The sequence below is a fragment of the Neorhizobium sp. 05N33 genome (genome assembly GCF_056397445.1).
Map to the genome: position 1 here is coordinate 47257 of NZ_JBFTNK010000008.1, position 17842 is coordinate 65098.

The 17842-nt window shown below is 62.1% G+C and carries 15 protein-coding genes; 1 reads left to right on the forward strand and 14 read right to left on the reverse strand.

Going from position 1 to position 17842, the window contains the following annotated elements:
• Positions 1-57 precede the first annotated feature (57 nt).
• Entirely contained in the window at positions 58-816 is a 759-nt protein-coding gene (locus AC1DLT_RS19910; RefSeq protein WP_477487877.1) for an SDR family oxidoreductase, read from the reverse strand.
• Between the two features lie 102 nt (positions 817-918).
• Here AC1DLT_RS19910 and AC1DLT_RS19915 point away from each other — a divergent pair, with 102 nt between their 5' ends.
• Entirely contained in the window at positions 919-1818 is a 900-nt protein-coding gene (locus AC1DLT_RS19915) for an AraC family transcriptional regulator (RefSeq protein WP_477487878.1), read from the forward strand.
• A gap of 88 nt (positions 1819-1906) precedes the next feature.
• On the opposite strand, the gene AC1DLT_RS19920 is transcribed toward AC1DLT_RS19915, so the two are convergent.
• The 13 genes from AC1DLT_RS19920 to AC1DLT_RS19980 form a co-directional block, all read right to left on the reverse strand.
• Positions 1907-3193: an SGNH/GDSL hydrolase family protein gene (locus AC1DLT_RS19920; RefSeq protein ID WP_477487879.1), complete on the reverse strand. Its 1287-nt coding sequence runs from the start codon at positions 3191-3193 to the stop codon at positions 1907-1909.
• An 11-nt stretch (positions 3194-3204) separates the two neighbouring features.
• Positions 3205-3954: an SDR family NAD(P)-dependent oxidoreductase gene (locus AC1DLT_RS19925; protein WP_477487880.1), complete on the reverse strand. Its 750-nt coding sequence runs from the start codon at positions 3952-3954 to the stop codon at positions 3205-3207.
• Between the two features lie 18 nt (positions 3955-3972).
• Positions 3973-6297, reverse strand: a complete 2325-nt coding sequence (locus AC1DLT_RS19930) for a DUF4962 domain-containing protein (protein WP_477487881.1) — start codon at positions 6295-6297, stop codon at positions 3973-3975.
• 62 nt (positions 6298-6359) lie between these two features.
• Positions 6360-7928, reverse strand: coding sequence for an extracellular solute-binding protein (locus AC1DLT_RS19935; protein ID WP_477487882.1), 1569 nt, complete (start codon positions 7926-7928; stop codon positions 6360-6362).
• A gap of 39 nt (positions 7929-7967) precedes the next feature.
• Positions 7968-8849, reverse strand: a complete 882-nt coding sequence (locus AC1DLT_RS19940; RefSeq protein WP_477487883.1) for a carbohydrate ABC transporter permease — start codon at positions 8847-8849, stop codon at positions 7968-7970.
• Positions 8850-8853: 4 nt separating this feature from the next.
• Positions 8854-9783: an ABC transporter permease gene (locus AC1DLT_RS19945; protein WP_477487884.1), complete on the reverse strand. Its 930-nt coding sequence runs from the start codon at positions 9781-9783 to the stop codon at positions 8854-8856.
• Between the two features lie 8 nt (positions 9784-9791).
• A complete protein-coding gene (locus AC1DLT_RS19950; RefSeq protein WP_477487885.1) occupies positions 9792-10907 on the reverse strand; it encodes an ABC transporter ATP-binding protein in 1116 nt (371 codons plus the stop codon).
• Between the two features lie 27 nt (positions 10908-10934).
• Positions 10935-11717 carry a GntR family transcriptional regulator gene (locus AC1DLT_RS19955; RefSeq protein ID WP_477487886.1) on the reverse strand — a complete coding sequence of 261 codons (783 nt, stop codon included), beginning with the start codon at positions 11715-11717 and terminating at the stop codon, positions 10935-10937.
• Between the two features lie 259 nt (positions 11718-11976).
• The gene (locus AC1DLT_RS19960) at positions 11977-13134 is read right to left on the reverse strand and encodes a M24 family metallopeptidase (protein ID WP_477487887.1); all 1158 of its coding nucleotides are present in this window, start codon (positions 13132-13134) and stop codon (positions 11977-11979) included.
• A gap of 2 nt (positions 13135-13136) precedes the next feature.
• A complete protein-coding gene (locus AC1DLT_RS19965) occupies positions 13137-14357 on the reverse strand; it encodes a M20 family metallopeptidase (RefSeq protein ID WP_477487888.1) in 1221 nt (406 codons plus the stop codon).
• Positions 14358-14379: 22 nt separating this feature from the next.
• A complete protein-coding gene (locus tag AC1DLT_RS19970; RefSeq protein ID WP_477488008.1) occupies positions 14380-16011 on the reverse strand; it encodes a dipeptide ABC transporter ATP-binding protein in 1632 nt (543 codons plus the stop codon).
• A gap of 10 nt (positions 16012-16021) precedes the next feature.
• Positions 16022-16846, reverse strand: a complete 825-nt coding sequence (locus tag AC1DLT_RS19975; RefSeq protein WP_477487889.1) for an ABC transporter permease — start codon at positions 16844-16846, stop codon at positions 16022-16024.
• A complete protein-coding gene (locus tag AC1DLT_RS19980; RefSeq protein ID WP_247031297.1) occupies positions 16839-17786 on the reverse strand; it encodes an ABC transporter permease in 948 nt (315 codons plus the stop codon). Before AC1DLT_RS19980 ends, AC1DLT_RS19975 begins: the two co-directional genes overlap by 8 nt.
• Between the last annotated feature and the right edge of the window lie 56 nt (positions 17787-17842).

Genomic DNA, 17842 nt, shown 5'->3' on the forward strand with positions numbered 1-17842 from the left:
ATCCGACACGCGCCTCGACGACCAGATCAAGTCGGCCCGGCTTTTAGCCGACATGCCTCAGCCGGCAGAGAGACCTGCTTCGCGGAACCATGTCCGCGCATCGGCGCCGGCGGCAATTCGCATCGGCGCGTCAGGTTCCGTCACCGCACGCCAGACAGCCTGCGCCACATCTCCCGGCGTCGTCACCTCGCTCCCGGAGCGCAGCTCCTGGAGATAGTTGTGAACAAATGCGCTGTAAGGCTCGGGAATATCCATTCCCATGCGCGCCATGGCATTCTTCCCGAACCCTGTCGTCGGCGCCGAACCGGGCAACACGAGCCGCGCACGCACACCGAACAATGCGGCCTCCAATGCCAGGCTTTCGGTAAAGGCGTTCAGCGCCGCCTTGCTGGCACTGTAGACGGAAAGCGCCGGCAGCGGCTTGATGGTGACGCTGGAACTGACATTGACGATGACGCCCGAACCGCGTGCGCGAAGCTGCGGCAGGACGGCCTTCGTCATGGCGATCGCGCCGAAGACGTTCGCCTCGAACAGCTCGCGGACTTTCCCCATGTCGGCGCCCTCCAGGACGTTCAGCATGCCGACCCCGGCATTGTTGACCAGAGCGTCGATGGCGCCCGCCGCTTCCACGGCCTTCGCGATGCTATCCGCGTCCGTGACGTCCAGGGGAAGGATGTTAAGCCGGTCGTGGCTCGGCAGCAGATCTTCGCGCGGTCTCCGCATGGTCGCGACGACCTCCCATCCCCCGGCCAGAAAGGTCTCCGCGATGGCGAGACCAAAACCGGAGGAGCATCCTGTAATGAGTATCTTGGACATCTGTGCTTGTTTCCCGATGATGTGTGCCCCTGAAGAGATGGACCAATCGGCATGGACTTTCTATATTCAATGATCCGACATTGATTAGTGAAAGTCCGAATTATGTCCGACCCTCTCGCTGAAGTGGTTTCCCTGCTGAAGCCGAGCCCGTCGATATCGAAGCTGGTGACGGGAGGCGGTCGCTGGATCGTCGAACGTACCGAACTTGGAAGCCCCTTCTACTGCGCCGTCGTCGAAGGCCGTTGCCGCCTGAGCATCGCCGATCGCCAGCCGATCCTGCTCACCGCGGGCGATTTCGTCCTGGTGCCGGATATCTACTCGTTCACGATGAGCAGCATGGACCCGCCATCTCGCGCTGCACCACCGCAGCGTCTCGAGACAAGTCCGGGCGTATTCCGACTGGGGGATCCTGAAGCTCCGGTTGAGGTCAGGGCCATGGTGGGACACTGTGCCTTCGCCGCTCGCGAGCGAACTCTGCTCGTCTCGCTGCTGCCGGAGGTAATCCATGTCCACGGCGAGGATCGGCTGACCACGCTGGTCGGGTTGATTCACGATGAAACGCGCAACGGCCGCGTCGCGCGCGACATGGTGCTCGGCCGGCTGCTTGAAGTGCTGCTCATCGAAGCTCTTCGCTCGTTCGGCGGTGAAACGGCTCCGCCGGGCCTGTTGCGCGGACTTGCCGATCTGCAACTGGCAGAGGCGCTGCGTCGTATTCACGACGATCCGGGCGGCAACATAACAGTGGCGGCCTTGGCGCGGGATGCGGCCATGTCGCGGTCCACTTTTTTTGACCGGTTCCGATGCGAGGTCGGCGTAGCACCGATGGAATATGTAACGACCTGGCGCATGGCGCTGGCGAAGAAACTCCTTCGTAATGATGTTGCGTTGGCCGACATCGCCCAACGCGTCGGCTACGGCTCGGCAAGCGCGTTCAGCGTGGCATTCAGCCGACATGTCGGCACATCGCCCGGGGCCTATTCGCGATACACTCCGGATGAATGAAGGCGGCGGCAACTGGCGTTGAACTCGCGCTCCAGGAGCCTGCTTCCAGCCATCGCCGCTTTAACGCGGCGGGGCGGCATTTGCCTTCCTAGAAGAGTGACGGTGGAACAACCTGTCGAAGGACAGGTGCGGCGAACCGCATGGTCGCACGCGAAGTCGATGGCGCGAGCTGCAGGCAAAGTCCGAGGCGCAGGCCGTGCATGGACGTCTTCAGCCGGATCGGCGGCGTTCGCAGCAAACCCTTCCAGGCTTCGCCGGGATAGGGGGCAAGTGTCCCCTCCCCGAGATCGAAGGGCGCGAGTGCCCGGGCGGTCAGCCCTTCCGGCGCCTGGTCTTGAAGCTCCAGCGAAATCTCGCGCCAGCCGTCATGCGCGTCGACCTCCACGAGGCAGCTTGCCTGAACCCAGGCGCCGGCCGCTAGTGGATTGCGATAGTCACGATCGAGAATATCGATGGAGGCCTGGCCTTCGGAAAGCGAAACTTGCCAACCGTCCTGGCCGTCCGTCGATCCCGCCAGTCGGTCGACCACCACATCGGATCCGGAAACGCTGATCTCGTCGCGAAGCGATCCGATGCCGCGGAGAGAAGGGTTGGGCAGAAGATTGCCCAGTGGATTATTGACCGGATCGAACCTGTCGTCCGGTGCCGAGCGTCGGACGCTTGGCGGGGAGAGGAAACCCGCCAGATAGGCGGCCAGCGCCTTGCCGACAGCGTAACCGCCCGGCACCGAGAAATGCGTCCCGTCGTCGGAAAACCCGGCCTGCGGAACCCCGTCGACCGAACTCCAGTCGACCCACGGCTCGTTCCAGTCGAAGACATGACACCCTGCCCGTTGCGCCGCAAAGGCCAGGCTCTTCTGGTTGATCCAATGCGCCTTTGCCCGTTCCGGACCACCGGCGGCCCATTTCTGCGTGCCGCGGGCGAGGATGGGCAGAAGGATGACCAGCTTGCCGGCGCAAAGCAGCCTGTCAACGATCATCTCGCGGGTCGCCTGGATCACTTCCTTGGTTTCGACCATCATGTCGTTCGTGCCGGCATCGACGATGATGAGGTCGAAGTCGAGCTTGAGCACGTCGTCCAGCCGGAGGGCGATGTCGCGGGCCTTCTGGCCCGAAACGCCGGCGTTCAATCCGCCGAAACCGCGGGTGACGCCGACCCTGCCGCTCGGTTCCCAGCCCGGATGCACGAGAGGGTCGTGAAACACGCCGATGTCGAGCCGTCCCGCCAAAAGCACCTCTGCCCACGTGGCCCAGCCGCGTGCCGACGACCAGATGTGTCGTTCGCCGGCATGGTGGTTCTGCTGGACGAGCGATGTTCCGAGCAACGCGATGCGGCGGCCGTTGATCGGGCCATTGGTCGGCAATGTGCGGGTCACGTCTGCCGGTCTCACGAGAACACGGTGCCGCCGTTGACGTCGTAGCAGGCGCCGGTAATGAAGGCTGCATCATCCGACATCAGAAAGGCGACGAGGCTTGCGACCTCTTGCGAACTGCCTTCGCGTTTCAAAGGCGTCGCCGCAGCGACGCGCTCTCGCACTTCGGGCTTGGTGAAGGTATCGTGGAAGGTTGTGGAGATCATGCCGGGGCAAACGGAATTGACCCGGATCTTTGGACCGAGTTCCTTTGCGAGGGCGCGCGTATAGGTCATCACCGCGCCTTTCGAGGTCGCATAGGCCAGCGCGCCGGGGCCGCCGCCGTCGCGCCCTGCCTGCGAGGCAAAGGTCACGATCGCGCCGCTGCCTCCCATCGCGGCCGCGGCCGCCTTCGTGGCGTTGAACAGCGAGGTGAGATTGAGGTCGATGACCTCCTGGAAGAAGGCCTGATCCATGTCCGCCAACGTCTTGCGTGCGACGATGCCGCCGGCGACGTGGACCAGCCCGTCGAGCCTGCCGAATTCCGACACTGCCCTGTCGACGGCAGCCTGCGCATCCGCAGCCTTGGTCATATCCGCCTTGATGGCGACGGCCTTTCCGCCTGTGGCAGCAATGGCCGCGATGCTGGCTTCCGCCCCGGCGGCCGAGCCGAAATAGGTCACCACCACCTGGGCGCCCTCCTCAGCCAGCCGTTCCGCACAGGCTCTGCCGATGTCGCGTCCGCCACCGGTCACCAGGATGACCTTGTCTTTCAATCCGTTCATGGGAAATTCCTTGCGCAATCAGAAGTTCTTCGGGATGACGATCCGCAGCTGGTTGTCGTCGACATCGGTGAAATAGATATCGGCGCTGAAGCCCTGGTCGTCGATGAAGTGGAAGACCCGCCTCGGTTCGTTCAGCGAATAAGGGACGAGGAGGGTCACGAGCGTGTGCTTGGTGGACGGGGGAAGGCTTGCCTCGATATGGAATTGCGTCGCCAGCCCCTCGACTTCGACCGGATCGACGCCCTTGAAGCCTTCCACCAGCCGAACTTCAGGCGCGCCGGACGTGGAGTGGACGAACTGTCCGTAGAGCCCGGCGCGCTCTCCGGTCAGCCGGAAGCTGTTGGAGCCGGCATCCATGGATCGGGTGGCATGGAACAGCCACTGGATCGACTTGGCCGTCGCGCATTCGACACGGTCGACGATCACCAGGAAATCGCTGTGCGAGAAATAGATATCTCGCTCGGCGCGCAGGACATCCGGATCGGCGGCATGGTAGGCGGCCGTCGCATCGCCGCTGATGAAGACATGTGTCTTTTCTTCCCGGACCGCGAGGATCCGGCCGCCGGCCTTCTTGGCGATCGTCTTGTCTCCGTCCGCATACTGGCCCCTGCCTTCGATCAGGACGGCGTTCTTGGAGATCGTCTGGCGCCGCCAGTTGCGGTGCATGGTGGAGTTGAAGGCGACATAATAGCCGCTCTGGATCGCCAGGTCCTCGCCGAAGGCATAAAGAAGGAAGGCGTTCTGGTCGCCGTGGCTGTGACTGAGGGAGCCGAAGGAACTGCTCTTGAACAGGAACTGGATATGTCGAGCAGGGTCGTCCATGTGTTTTTGGACGGCGACCCAGCCGATATCCTTGAACCACTTGACCGGCGGCAGGTCGGAGGGCGCCCTGGCTTCGACCGGCGGATAATCGTGGCGATAGACAAGATCGTCGAAATTGAGATCCCACCAGCCGTAATTGTAGAATTCCATCGCAGTGCCGGCCGCCCCGGCGTTCAGGCGTTCGTAATACCACTGGTAATAGGGGTTGCCCGTCACCCCGGCGAACTGACGGACATTGTATCCGACCTTGAGGCCCGGCGGATCGCCAAGTGTCGAGTCGTCTCCGAAGCAGGCGCGGCGCGTCCCCGGCGCCTTTGTGTAAAGCGGAAAATCGCCGGTCTTCTGGAAGAACGGCCGCTTGTAGAGATCGACCTTGAGAAAGGCGCGGATCAGATTGGCCGCCTCGGTCAGATAGGCGATCCCGGTCATCCAGTAATGCGGCCCCTCGGCCCAGCCGCCATCCTTGCCGCCCCAGGGGGAATAAAGGGTGAAGAGGAATTCGACCGTATAGTCCAGCCAGTCCTCCGCTTCCTTCTCCTCGCCGGCCAGCGCAATGCAGGCGGCCGTCAATGCCGCCGAAAGGGAGCGTACCGCATGGCTGTCATAGGGAAAGACATGGATGCGGGCACGCCACAGGACATGGTCGGCCACTTCGCGGGTGCGGGCAAGCAGCACCTTTCGGACCTGTTTGCGCTCATCCTCATCCAGATGGTCGTGTAGCCAGTCGTAACCCCAGGCGAGCGCGGTGACGACGCGGAAGGCCGCCTCGTCGTTGTAGGAGCGGCTCGTCGCGCCTTTCGGATCCCATGCGGCAACGGACAGAAGCCAGGTCTTGGCCATGGCAATCAGGGCGGGGTCATCCAGGATCACGCCGCCAATGGCCAGATGGCGGATGGCATAGATGACCTCCTGGCAGTCGATATACATCTGCCGCCACAGCGTTGCGATGCGGATATTGTCCGGATAGGGGGAAGGCTCGGAAATTATCGCGCGCGATCGCCAGGGTTCGACGGAATTGTTGAAGAAATTCTGCCAGCCGCAGTGATCGGGTGCCGACTTGAGCGTCTCCCGAAAGGCGACCACCCCATCGGGATTGAGCCATAGACGGGGATGGCGAAGGTCCCTCGCCTGAAGCCGGGCTTCAGCGCGCGGCAGCTGCGTTTGCGGCAGGTCGGGAGTGATGTCGAACGACCGGACGCTGCTCCACCCCGAGGCGACGCGTTTTGCTTTGTCGTCCCAGAGCGCGAACGCCCAGGAATAGGAGCCGGGCTCGAATATCACGTCGGGCGTGAAGAAGTTCCAGGCCAGATTGTCAAAGACGTGCGTGACCCTGGGCGCGAAGTCCGGATCGGACGAAACCTTCAGAACGTAACGGGCATCATCGTCAAGCGCCGGCAGCCAGCTGAAGCGCGGCGGGTTCTCCTGGATGGGGGCGCCGTCCGGCTGGTATGTGATCGTCAGCGTGCCGGGCTTCGGCTCGTCGAGATACTGCAAACGGGGGGCTTCGGCGATTTTGGGCATCGCAGTGAGGTCCTTTAAATCTAATAGAGAAGAGGGGCGCGGACCGGCCGCGCCCGGAGGCGTCAGTTTTTGCCGTACTGGCGGTCGTAAGCCGTCTGCATGACCTTGATCACCTTGGAGAGGCCGAGCTGTTCGAGACGGGTCTGGTAGGCGTCCCAGGACGCCGTGACGTCCTGCGCGCCCAGTACCCAGGTCTGCTGCATCTCGGTCATGTAGGTAAGCAGGCTCGGCCAGTACTTGTCGTAGGTGGCACGCTCCTTGGCATCCATGGAGACGCCGGTGAATTCCGGCTGCAGGAGGCCGGGCTCCTTTTTGTACATGGCGATGCCGTCGAGGGCCATCTTGTTGGTCCACTGCTCCTCGGACGGATAGGAGGCCCAGTAGCCGCGCGGTACACCGGCGCCGATCTCCCACATCTGGGCGTTTACGGGTTTCGGATTGTGCAGCACGCTGTCCTTGTAAAGGGGCTTGCCATCCTTCATGTCGTAATTGACGCCCTCGATACCCCAGTTGGACAGGATGCGGCCCTTCTCGGAGAACCAGAAGTCGAAATATTTGATCGTCTCGACCGGGTGCTTGTTGCTGTAGGAGATCGCCCATCCGGCCGGCTGCACGGTGGCGCGGCGGCTGTCTTCGAACCGTTTGCCGGAAACTGTCTTCGGCGGCAGCATCGGCGCAAAATTGATGCCGGGAACGCTGTCCTTCAGAGCTTCGGTATAGTTCGAGGTGCTGGCGAACCAGTCGTGCGTCATGCCGCCGATATTATTGCCGAGCATGTATTCCCGGTCACGCGCGCCGCGCGTGAAGATCTCGGTATCGATCAGGCCTTCCTTGAACCACTGGGCGACTTTGGAAATCCCGGTCTTGTAGTTCGGCGTCGTCCATGGATGGACGATCTTGCCGTTCTCGACCATGAAATCGCCATAACGCTCCGACCCCGAGACGCGAGCATCCCACATGTTGATCAACCGCACGGCCTCGATCGGCTCGCGGGCGAAATATGGAACCTCGTCCTTCTTGCCGTTGCCGTTCGGGTCCTTCTCGCGAAACGCCTTGAGCACCGTGTAGAGCTCGTCGACATTGTCGGGCTCCTTGAGGCCCAGCTTCTCAAGCCAGTCCTTGCGGATGAACCAGGCGCGCGAATATTCGCCCTCCGGGACATAAGGGATGAAATAGATATGGCCATCCGGCGCGCTGATTGTCTGGCGCACGACAGGGTGTTCGTCGAAGAACTTCTTCAGGTTGGGGGCATGTTCCGCGATGAGGTCGTCGAGCGGCTGGAATGCTCCTTCCATCCCGTAACGGATGAAATCGTCCTTCAGGCCGCCGGTGACGTCGCCGCCGACGATGTCCGGCAGGTTCCCGGATGCCATCAACAGGTTGAACGCGTCGCGGCTGTTGCTGGTGGCGAGAGAGGCCACGTTCTTGACGTGGATGCCGGTCCATTCGGCCGCCTTCTTCTCCACCGGCCAATTTTCCGTGTAGACGTATTTGTCACGAAAATGAAAGTGGATCGTCAGCTCGAGTGGATTGGTAACAATCTTGGTCGAGGCGTCCTGCGCATGGGCTCCGCCGACCTGCAGCAAGGCGCATGTGGCCAGCAGGGTAAGGCTTTTTCGAAAGTGTCTCATCCATTTCTCCTCCTTAAACAGATTTGGCTTTGACAGGCGTTATTCCTTCACCCCGCCAAGGGTGATGCCCTTGTTGAAGTATTTCTGGATGCTCGGATAAATGAGCAGGACCGGGATGATCGACGCGATCATGATCGCCGCCGTCACCGTCTCGAACGAATAGCGCGACGTCATCAGACTGCTGGCGAACTCGTCATTGGCGCTTAGGTCGACAATGATGCGCTTCAGGTAGAGCTGCAGCGGGATCTTCTCCTCGCCCCGCAGAAGCACCATGGCCCAGAAATAACTGTTCCAGCGCGACACGATGCAGAACAGGCCGACCGTGATGATCGCCGGCTTGGAGAGCGGAATGAAGACCTTCCAGAGCAGCTGGAACTCGCTTGCGCCGTCCATCTTGGCGGCTTCCTCGAATGATTTCGGGACGGCCTCGAAAAAATTGCGAAGCAGGATGACGTTGAAGGCGTTGCAGGCAAAGCCGATGATCAGCCCGAAGCGCGAGTCCAGCAGGCCGAGGTCGCGCATGTTCAGGAAGAACGGGATCATTCCCGCATTGAACCAGAGCGTGAACGCCACCATCAGGTTCAGGAACTTGCGGCCGCGCAGCCGTGAGCGGGACAGGGCATAGGCGCCGGGGATCATGATCGCGAGGCTGACCGCGGTGCCGCCGAACGTGTAGATGAAGGTATTGCCGTAGGCGATCCAGAACAGCCGGTCCGACAGCACGAACTCGTAGGCCGCAAGCGTCAGGTCCTTCGGGAAAAGGATGACCTGCCCCGAGGTGACCGCGGCGCCGGAGGAGACCGATACCGCCAGGATGTAAATGAACGGATAGAGCGTCGACAGGACGAAGATGCCGATCAGCGCCGCATTGGCATATCCGAAGATCCGGTCGCCCCGGGAATAGAGGTTGAAATGTGCCATGACATCACCAGAGCGAGGTTGACGAGACCTTCCGGCTGATCCGGTTGGCCGTGAAGACGAGAGCGAAGGCGATGACGGCGTTGAACAGGCCGGCCGCGGTTGCGAGATCGTATTGAGTTCCCTGCAGGCCGGTCCGGTAGACGTAGGTCGAGACGACGTCGGCGGTGCTATAGGTGGCAGGCTGATAGAGAAGGATGATATATTCGAACCCGACCTCGACGAGATTGCCGATGCGGATAATCAGCATGATGATGATCGTCGGCAAGATGCAGGGCAGCGTGATCCGCCACATCATCTGCCACCGCGAGGCGCCGTCCACCCGCGCCGATTCGTAGAGCGTCGGGCTGACGCCGGCGATCGCGGCCAGATAGACGATCGATTCGAAGCCTGCCTCTTTCCAGATGTTGGAACCAATGAACACCGACCGGAACCATTCCGGCTGGGTGAGGAAATAAACCGGCTCGAACCCCAGGCTGGATATGATGAGATTGATCACGCCCGTCGTCGGAGACAGAAGATTGATGACGATGCCGGCGACGATCACCACCGAGATGAAGTGCGGCAGGTAGACGATCGTCTGGGAGAACCGCCGGCCGAACTCGCTTTGCAGTTCGTTGAACATCAGCGCCAGGATGATCGGCACCGGGAAGGCGAAGATCAGCCCGAGCCCGCTGATGGTGATCGTGTTGATGAAGGCGCGGATGAATATCTGATCTTCGAGAAGGGTGCGGAAGTTCTCAAGACCGACCCAGGGACTGCCGGCGATGCCGCGGAAGGGGCTGAAGTCCTTGAAGGCTATCTGCAGCCCTTCCATCGGCTTGTAGAGAAACAGCAGAAACCAGACGATCATCGGCAGGGCGAGCAGATAGAGCTGCCAGTCCCGGCGAAGATCTTCGCCTATGCCTTTCAGATAGTGGGTCATTCTCGATGTCATCATCCACCTCATGAACGGCCGTTGACGGCCCGGCCGGTTTCCAGGTCGAAAATGTGAAGCCTGTCAGTCGGCATCAGCAGTTGCCGGACCTCGGCGAGCTTCTGGACATCGGACGGCGTGTCGACCTTGGCGACGACCGGCTGGCCGGCGATCCGGCAATGCAGCAGGGCTTCGGAACCAAGCGGCTCGACAAGATCGACCGTCGTCGGAATGGTCTGGACATCCGCGACCGTGCCGGTCTCAATCTCCAGATGCTCCGGCCGCAGACCGACGAGAATGCGCTGGCCCGCGTCGAGGGTGGCGGCGCTCCAGCCCGGGAGCGTCAGTAGCGCCGGACCGTCATCGGTCCCGTCGATCCGTGCGACGGCCACGCCGTTCGCAGCCGTCACGGTTGCTTTCAGCAGGTTCATGGGCGGCGAGCCCAGGAAGCTCGCGACGAAGGCATTCGCCGGATTGAGAAAAAGCTCCATGGGAGAGCCCACCTGCTCGACGCGGCCGCTATTCATCACCACGATACGGTCGGCGAGTGTCATGGCCTCCACCTGGTCGTGGGTCACGTAGATGCTGGTGACGCCCATGCGGTTGTGCAGCCGGCGGATTTCGGCGCGCATCTGGGTGCGCAATTTGGCGTCGAGGTTCGAAAGCGGCTCGTCGAAAAGGAAGACCCTTGGCTTGCGCACGATCGCGCGTCCCATCGCCACCCGCTGTCTTTGACCGCCGGAAAGGTCTGCCGGCTTGCGCTTCAGGTAGGGCGTCAGATCGAGGATCGTCGCCGCCTCGCTGACAGCTGCCTCGACCACTGCATTCTTCTCGCCGCGGACGCGCAGGCCGAAAGCAATATTTTCCGCGACATTGAGATGCGGGTAGAGCGCATAATTCTGGAAGACCATGGCGACATCGCGATCCTTGGGCGCCATGCGGTTGACGACGCGCCCACCGATGGAGATCGTGCCGCCGGAGATATCCTCAAGCCCGGCGACCATGCGCAGCGTCGTCGATTTGCCGCAGCCCGACGGGCCGACCAGGACGACGAATTCGCCCTGCACCACCGACAGATCGATAGAATGCACGACTTCAAGTGCGCCGTAGCGTTTCACTACGTCGTTCAATTCCACTGCAGACATTTCAGTTTCCTCCCGCTGCGTCCGCCTTCAGGTCAGACTGCGCCGCGGCCTCCGTTTTTCCGTCGTCGTTGCATTGATGGATTCGATGTAGCTCCACAGCTTCGGATCTTTTGAAAGCTCCGTGATCTTGCTTTCCAACGAACCCAGATGCCGGGTCATCGCCGCCACCGCCGCATCCGGGGACGCAGCCCCGATGGCCTCGACAATGGCGCGATGTTCGTCGATGACCTCGCCGGTGCGGCGCACCCCGAACACCATCTTCAGATGACGCATGCGGTCGATTTCTCCCTTCGCCTGATTGACGAAAGACCAGACGCCGCTGAGGCGCGCCGCCGCAAAGATCGCCTTGTGAAAGCTCTCGTCCAGTTCGAAGAAGCTGGTGTAGTCCTCGCTCGCGACGGCCTCGATCTGCTGGTTGAGCAGGAGTTCCAGGCGGCCGAGATCCTCGAACGTGTGGCGCTTGGCCGCTTCCGCTGCAGCTCCCGCCTCCAGGCGGAACCGGATAAAGCAGGCCTCGATGTAACGCTGCACCTCGATCGTCGCGACGAACGTGCCCCCTTGCGGGACGACCTTGATCAGGCCCTCTTCCGAAAGACGGATGATTGCCTCGCGCACCGGCGTCTTGCTGACATGCAGGATCGCGGCGACCTCCTTCTCGGGAAGGGCGCGGCCGGGAAGCAGCCTGACTTCGACGATAAGCTGCCGCAGCAGGCGATAGACCTTGTTGGTCGTATTGCCCGTGCCTTCCATCAGGAACGGCCGGAGCAATTCCTCAAGGGGAAGAGCAGGAATCTGCACGACTTCAGACATATCTATTCACCAACTGATATCTTAGTTTCCAGATTGATGTCCTAGCTGAGAATTGTCAAGTCCAGATGCCCAAGATTCTCGGGCGCCAAAAAACCGCCGCAACGGAGCGTTGCGCGGCGTATGGAGGCGATGTCCAAATGTGCATGAATTACGTTTTGCGGCTTGCGCCTGCAGAGGCTGTTCGCGCCGAACACGAAGGCGTCCGGACTCGCGGGCGCCCGCATCAAGTGGCAAGGCGCGGCGCAAAAGGGGCAGGATTCTAGGACCCCGAGTGAGTCTGCTCGAATGAATGCTTACCGAGACCTGTCAGAACACATCGCGGGCCGGTCGTCAGGCGGACACCTCCATCCGCTCCGACGGCCACGGTCTCGCTGAACCCGAGTGCTTTCGCTGTCGCATAAAGATGGAAAACCATGCCTTCTTGCAGAACCCAGTTCGATGTCGGCAGGAAAACCCTCGAAAAGTCGCTGCTGCGCGGCGTGCGGGTATAGAGGCCCAATGTGTAAGCCGTCACGTTTTCGTATGTCGGCCGCAGATGTGCGTTAAGCGCGCCCTGCCGCATGATGGCATCGATATCGCGAGCGACGGCACCCGGCTTCATCGCGGCGATCTGGCGATCCTGCAGCGCCACGAGCTTTTCGGCAGCCGCATTGAGGGCGGCCGACGGCTCCCCGACCACGACCGGGCGCATCATGCGGGCGCCATAGTTTCCAACGCGCGGGATGAGTTCGACATGCAGGACGTCGCCCTGCATGATCGTTTCGGTCTTGAACGCACCATGCAGAAACTCGTGGCTGCCGGTGGCCTTGACGACGGGGCCGACTTCGCCGGTATCGGCACCTTCACGCAGGAAGACCTGCGAGGCGATTGCCGCCGCATCGCGGGTGGTCATTCCCGGACGGGCCTGCCGTGCGATCTCCAGCATCGCCTTGTCGGCGATTGCGGACGCCTGACGGAGTACGGCAATCTCATCCTCCGACTTGACCCAACGCAGGCTGTCGCTAAGCCCCGGCATGGGAATGAAGCGCGCATCCGGCAGCAGCGCCGAAAGCCGAGTGAACGTCGCAGCGCTCATGCTATAGGAATTGGTATCGAGGCCGATGCGCGCTCCAGCAAATCGGCGCTCGCAGATGCTTGCAGCGACGGCCGCTTGCGCGTCGTCGGTATCGGCGAAACCGACCACGTCGGAAATCCAGCTCTTTTCCCGGCACGGCGCCTCGTCCAGCGCCCGCAGTGTGAACCAGGCATTGCCCTCGCGCGGCAAAAAGGCGGCGCGGTACATGGTTTCGGAGACGGTGTAGCCGGTCAGCCAGGCCAGCAGCTCGCCGCTATCGACGAGCAGCAGATCGACGCCGGCGGATGCCATGGCGTCCCGGGCGCATGCGATACGGCGATCGAATTCCGCCCGGGAGAACATGGTCAGGCAACCTCGCAGATATCGAGGATGGTCAGCATGTAGACGCGGATCATGTCGAGATAGTCGACGATGTCGACACGCTCGTCGGGCATGGTGTTGTAACGGCCGCCGGGGCCGCACACGATGCCTTCCATGCCGAGTTCCTTGTAGAGATGGCCGGCATCGGTGCCATAGAAGCGGGTCGGCGTGATCGCGCCGGTCGGTTGTTTTTCGCCGCGCACGGCTTCATAGGCCGCGTTGATCGACTTGACGATGCGCGATGTCGGCGAAACCTCGAAGGGCGGCATCAGCGGGCGACCCTCGATCAATTCCGGAACCAGCTTTGCCTTGAGGCCGGGGAAGCGGCCTTCAAGGGCCACCAGTTCCTTTTCGAGATCGGCCAGCACACCCTCCTGCGTCTGCCCCGGCGCATAACGGCACGAGCCCTTGAGACGGACGAAATCCGCGACCTGCGGCGGGCGCCATTCTTCGAGACCGCGCCCGAGCGCACCATGGACGACGCCGACATGGCCGCGGTTGATCGACCGGTGCACGTCGCTCCTGGCGCCGCTGAAGGTCATGGCGTTGATGCGCGGGATGATATCGCAAGCCGCGGCGATCGCGTCGACGGATTCCTCGCGCTTGGAGAGGTGGCGCGTGTCGCCGGTCAATTCGATGACGTAGCTGAGAGCTGCCGCGTGCATGGTGACGGCGACGAGATCACTCGGCTCGCTGTTGATGAAATAGTCCGCCTTGACGCCGTGCCTGATCGCCGCAAGCGTGCCGACGCCGCCCTGCAGTTCGCCGACCACGAAGGTCAGGATAACGTCGCCCTTGAGCCTGACGCCGGCGTCGAGCAGCGTCTTGACTGCGCAGAAATAGGCGGCATCGCCGGCCTTCATGTTCGACACGCCGATACCGTAGATGAACTTGTCATCGACAAGGCCGGCATAGGGATCGACCGTCCAGCCTTCGGTGACCGGATTGGTGTCGAGATGACCGTTGAACAGCAGGCTCTTGCCGCCGCCGGTGCCCCCGAGGCGTCCGATCGTGTTGAAGCGGCGGCCTTCGTCGAACGGCTGCAATTCGGCTTCGACCCCGATCTTTTCCAGTTCGCCGGCCATGTAGCGCGCAAGATCACGCTCACCATCGGTTTCCGAATGGCTCTTGTGCTGAACCATCTTCGACAGGAAATCGAGGCAGGCCTTTTCGTCGATCCGATCCACCAGGGATTTCGGGTCCATTGTCATACTCCTTGATGCATTGTCATAGGTATTGGCCCGCCGCGCGTGGCACCGCCTCGATCAGTCGGCGGGTATATTCGGCGCGATCCTGGCTATCGATGTCTGCCGCCGGTGCGATCTCGACGAGATTGCCGCGATACATCACGGCGATCCGGTGGGCGATCTGGCGGATAAGGTTGAGGTCGTGGGTAATGAACAGGTAGGCGGTGCCGCTGGCCTTCTGCAACTCCAGCAGCAGCTGGACGATGGACGCCTGCACCGACACGTCGAGCGCCGAAGTGATCTCGTCGCAGATCACCAATTTCGGCTTGGAAGCAAACGCACGGGCGATCGCCACCCGCTGTTTCTCGCCGCCCGACAGCTGATGCGGATACCGCTGGGCATGCGTGCGCGGCAGGCGCACCTGCTCCAGCATATCGCCGACCTTCTGGTCGAGATGAGACGCGTCCCCGAACAGCTTTAGCGGTCGCGACAGGATCTCGCTGATCTTCTGGCGGGGATTGAGCGAGGCGTCAGGGTGCTGGAAGATGATCTGCACGTCCTTGCGATAGGCATTGTCCATGTCGCCAAGGTTCCTGATCTCGCGACCGTCGAACCAGATCTTGCCCTCGAAGCGGTTGAGACCGGTCATCGCCTTCGCCAGGGTCGACTTGCCGGAGCCGGATTCACCGACGATGCCGAGAATTTCCCCCGGATTGATGCTGAGGCTGATGGCATTGTTGCCGGCAACGCGTTCGGTGGCGCGGCCGGTCAGCGCCGCCAGAAACAGCTTGCGCCCATAATGGACGCTGACGTTTTCGATACGCACCAGCGGCTTGTCCGCGTCAACGACGATGTCGCCGACCAGCCTGCGGGCCGGATCGGGAACCGCTGCGATCAGCTCGCGGGTATAATCCTGCTGCGGATTGGCAAAGATATCGCGCACCGCACCCTGCTCTACGATCTCGCCGCGACGGATGACGGCGACGCGGCTGGCCGTGYGCGACACCAGCGCCAGATCGTGGGAAATGTAGAGCGAGGCGACACCGGTCTCGGCCTGCAGTTCCACGAACAGGTCGAGGATCTGGCATGAGGTGATGACGTCGAGCGCCGTCGTCGGTTCGTCGAAGATGATGCATTCGGGATTGCACGCAAACGCCGATGCGATGACGACGCGCTGCTTCTCGCCGCCCGATGCCTCGTGCGGCATGCGGTTCATCATCGCGGCCGGCGTCTTCAGGCCGACGCGATCCAGCATCGCCTCGCCTTCCTTCCAGGCCTGCTGTCGTGTCAGCCCGCGGTGACGGACCAGCACCTCGGCGAGCTGGGTGCCGAGCGACAGGGTCGGGTTGAGCGACGTGCTCGGATCCTGGAACACCATGCTGATCCGCCGGCCGCGAAAGGCCTCGATCTGGGCATCGGTCTTTTCGAGCAGGTTCTCGCCGCTCAGCAGGATGCGGCCGCCCGGTTCGCGGGCGTTCTTGGGCAGATAGCGCATGATCGACCAGGCAAGCGAGGTCTTGCCGGAACCGGATTCGCCCACCAGGCCGAGGATTTCGCCCCGGTGGACGGAAAGGTCGATGTTCTTGAGCGCATGGAAGACGCCGGAGGCCGTGTCGTAATCCAATGAGTAATTCTCGATCGCGAGAACCGGAGTTTCTGGTTTTGTCGTCATCATGGCAGCCTCAGGTTCGCGGATTGAGGGCATCGCGAAGACCGTCGCCCAGAAGATTGAAGCCGACGGCGACGACGGCGATCGCCACGCTCGGCCAGATCAGGATGCCGGCACTCAGGTGCATGTAGCGGCGCGCCTCCGAGACCATCAGGCCCCATTCGGCCGCCGGCGGCTGTGCGCCGAGACCGAGAAAACTCAGCGTCGCAAACAGCATGACCGCAAAGGAAATGCGGATGGTCATCTCGACGATGATCGGCGCGATGACGTTCGGCAGCATTTCCCGCAGGATGATGTAGGCGGAGCTTTCGCCACGGGCGACCGCCGCATTGACGTAATCCTGCTTGCGCACCGACAGCGCGACGCTGCGGGTGATGCGGGCCATGCCCGGCGCAAACGCGATGGCAACGGCGATCAGCGCGTTGACCGTGCTGGACCCCAGAAGGTTGACCACCAGAAGTGCAAACAGCAGGCTCGGGATCGACATGACGGCATCGATGGTGCGCATGATCAATTCATCCGCCCGGCCGCCGAGGAAGGCGGAGGTGGTACCGACGAAGGCGCCGAGCAGCGTGCCGGCGATGGTTGCGAGCACGGCCATGACCACGGTGGCGCGGGCGCCGATCAGCAGGCGGCTGAAGATGTCGCGGCCATATTGATCCGTTCCCAGCCAATAGGCGGCGCTCGGCCCCTTGTATCGCGCAAGCGGTGCAAGCGTTTCCGGGTCGTGCGGCGCGAGCATTGGTCCGAACAGCACGATCACCAGCACCAGCAGGACAAGCAACATGCCGATCGCGCCCTGCGGCGTGCGCAGGAGGCGTTTGATGAAATCAGTCATACTGGATCCTCTTGTCGAGCCAGGCATAGAGGATGTCGGCGATGAAATTGACGATCGAATAGGTGGCCGCCATGATCAGCACGCCGGCCTGGATGGCCGGCAGGTCACGCGCCTGGATCGCCACGATCAGCTGGCGGCCGATGCCGGGAATGGCAAAGATCTCTTCGACGACAATGACGCCGCCGAGCAGGTAACCCACATCGAGCGCAACGATGGTGATGGTCGGCAACAGCGCATTGCGCAGTGCGTGGCGACGAAGGACTTGTCCGCGTGAAATCCCCTTCAGCCGGGCGGCGCGGATATAATCGGTGTGCAGCACGTCAACGAGTTCCGACCGCACCATCCGCGAGACGTGGGCAATCAGGATCACCGAAATGACGCAGACCGGCAGGACCAGATGCGCGATGCCGCTCGAAAAATTCTCGGTGAGCGGCACATAACCGGTCGGCGGCAACCATTTCATCAGGTCGGCGAAGACCAGGACGGCCACGGTCGCCGTGACGAATTCGGGAAGCGCCACGCCGGCGTAGGAGATCAGGCTGACGACCATGTCGGCGATCTTGCCGCGACGGACGGCGGCGATGATGCCGAGCGGAATGGCGAGAACCAGCATCAGGCCGATCGACAGGAAGGCCAAAAGCAGTGAACGGCCGAGCGCCTCGAACATCACCGGGCCGACAGGCTGGCCGGTGCGTAGCGAGGTGCCGAGATCGCCCTGCAGCACGTGGCCGAGCCATATGGCATATTGCTGCCACACGGGAGCGTTGAGCCCCATGTTTTGACGCAGCGCAGCGAGGGCGTCCTGTGTCGCATTCTCGCCCAGCATCATGACGGCCGCATCGGCCGGCAGGATCTGGGTGATGGCGAAAACGATGAGCGATACGATGAAGAGCGTATAGACGATCATCACCAGCCGCTTGGCTATATAGTTCGGGGACACGGTCGTGTTCCTTGTTCCACCAGCCGGACGCTCAAGGAGCGTCCGGCATAGTTGGG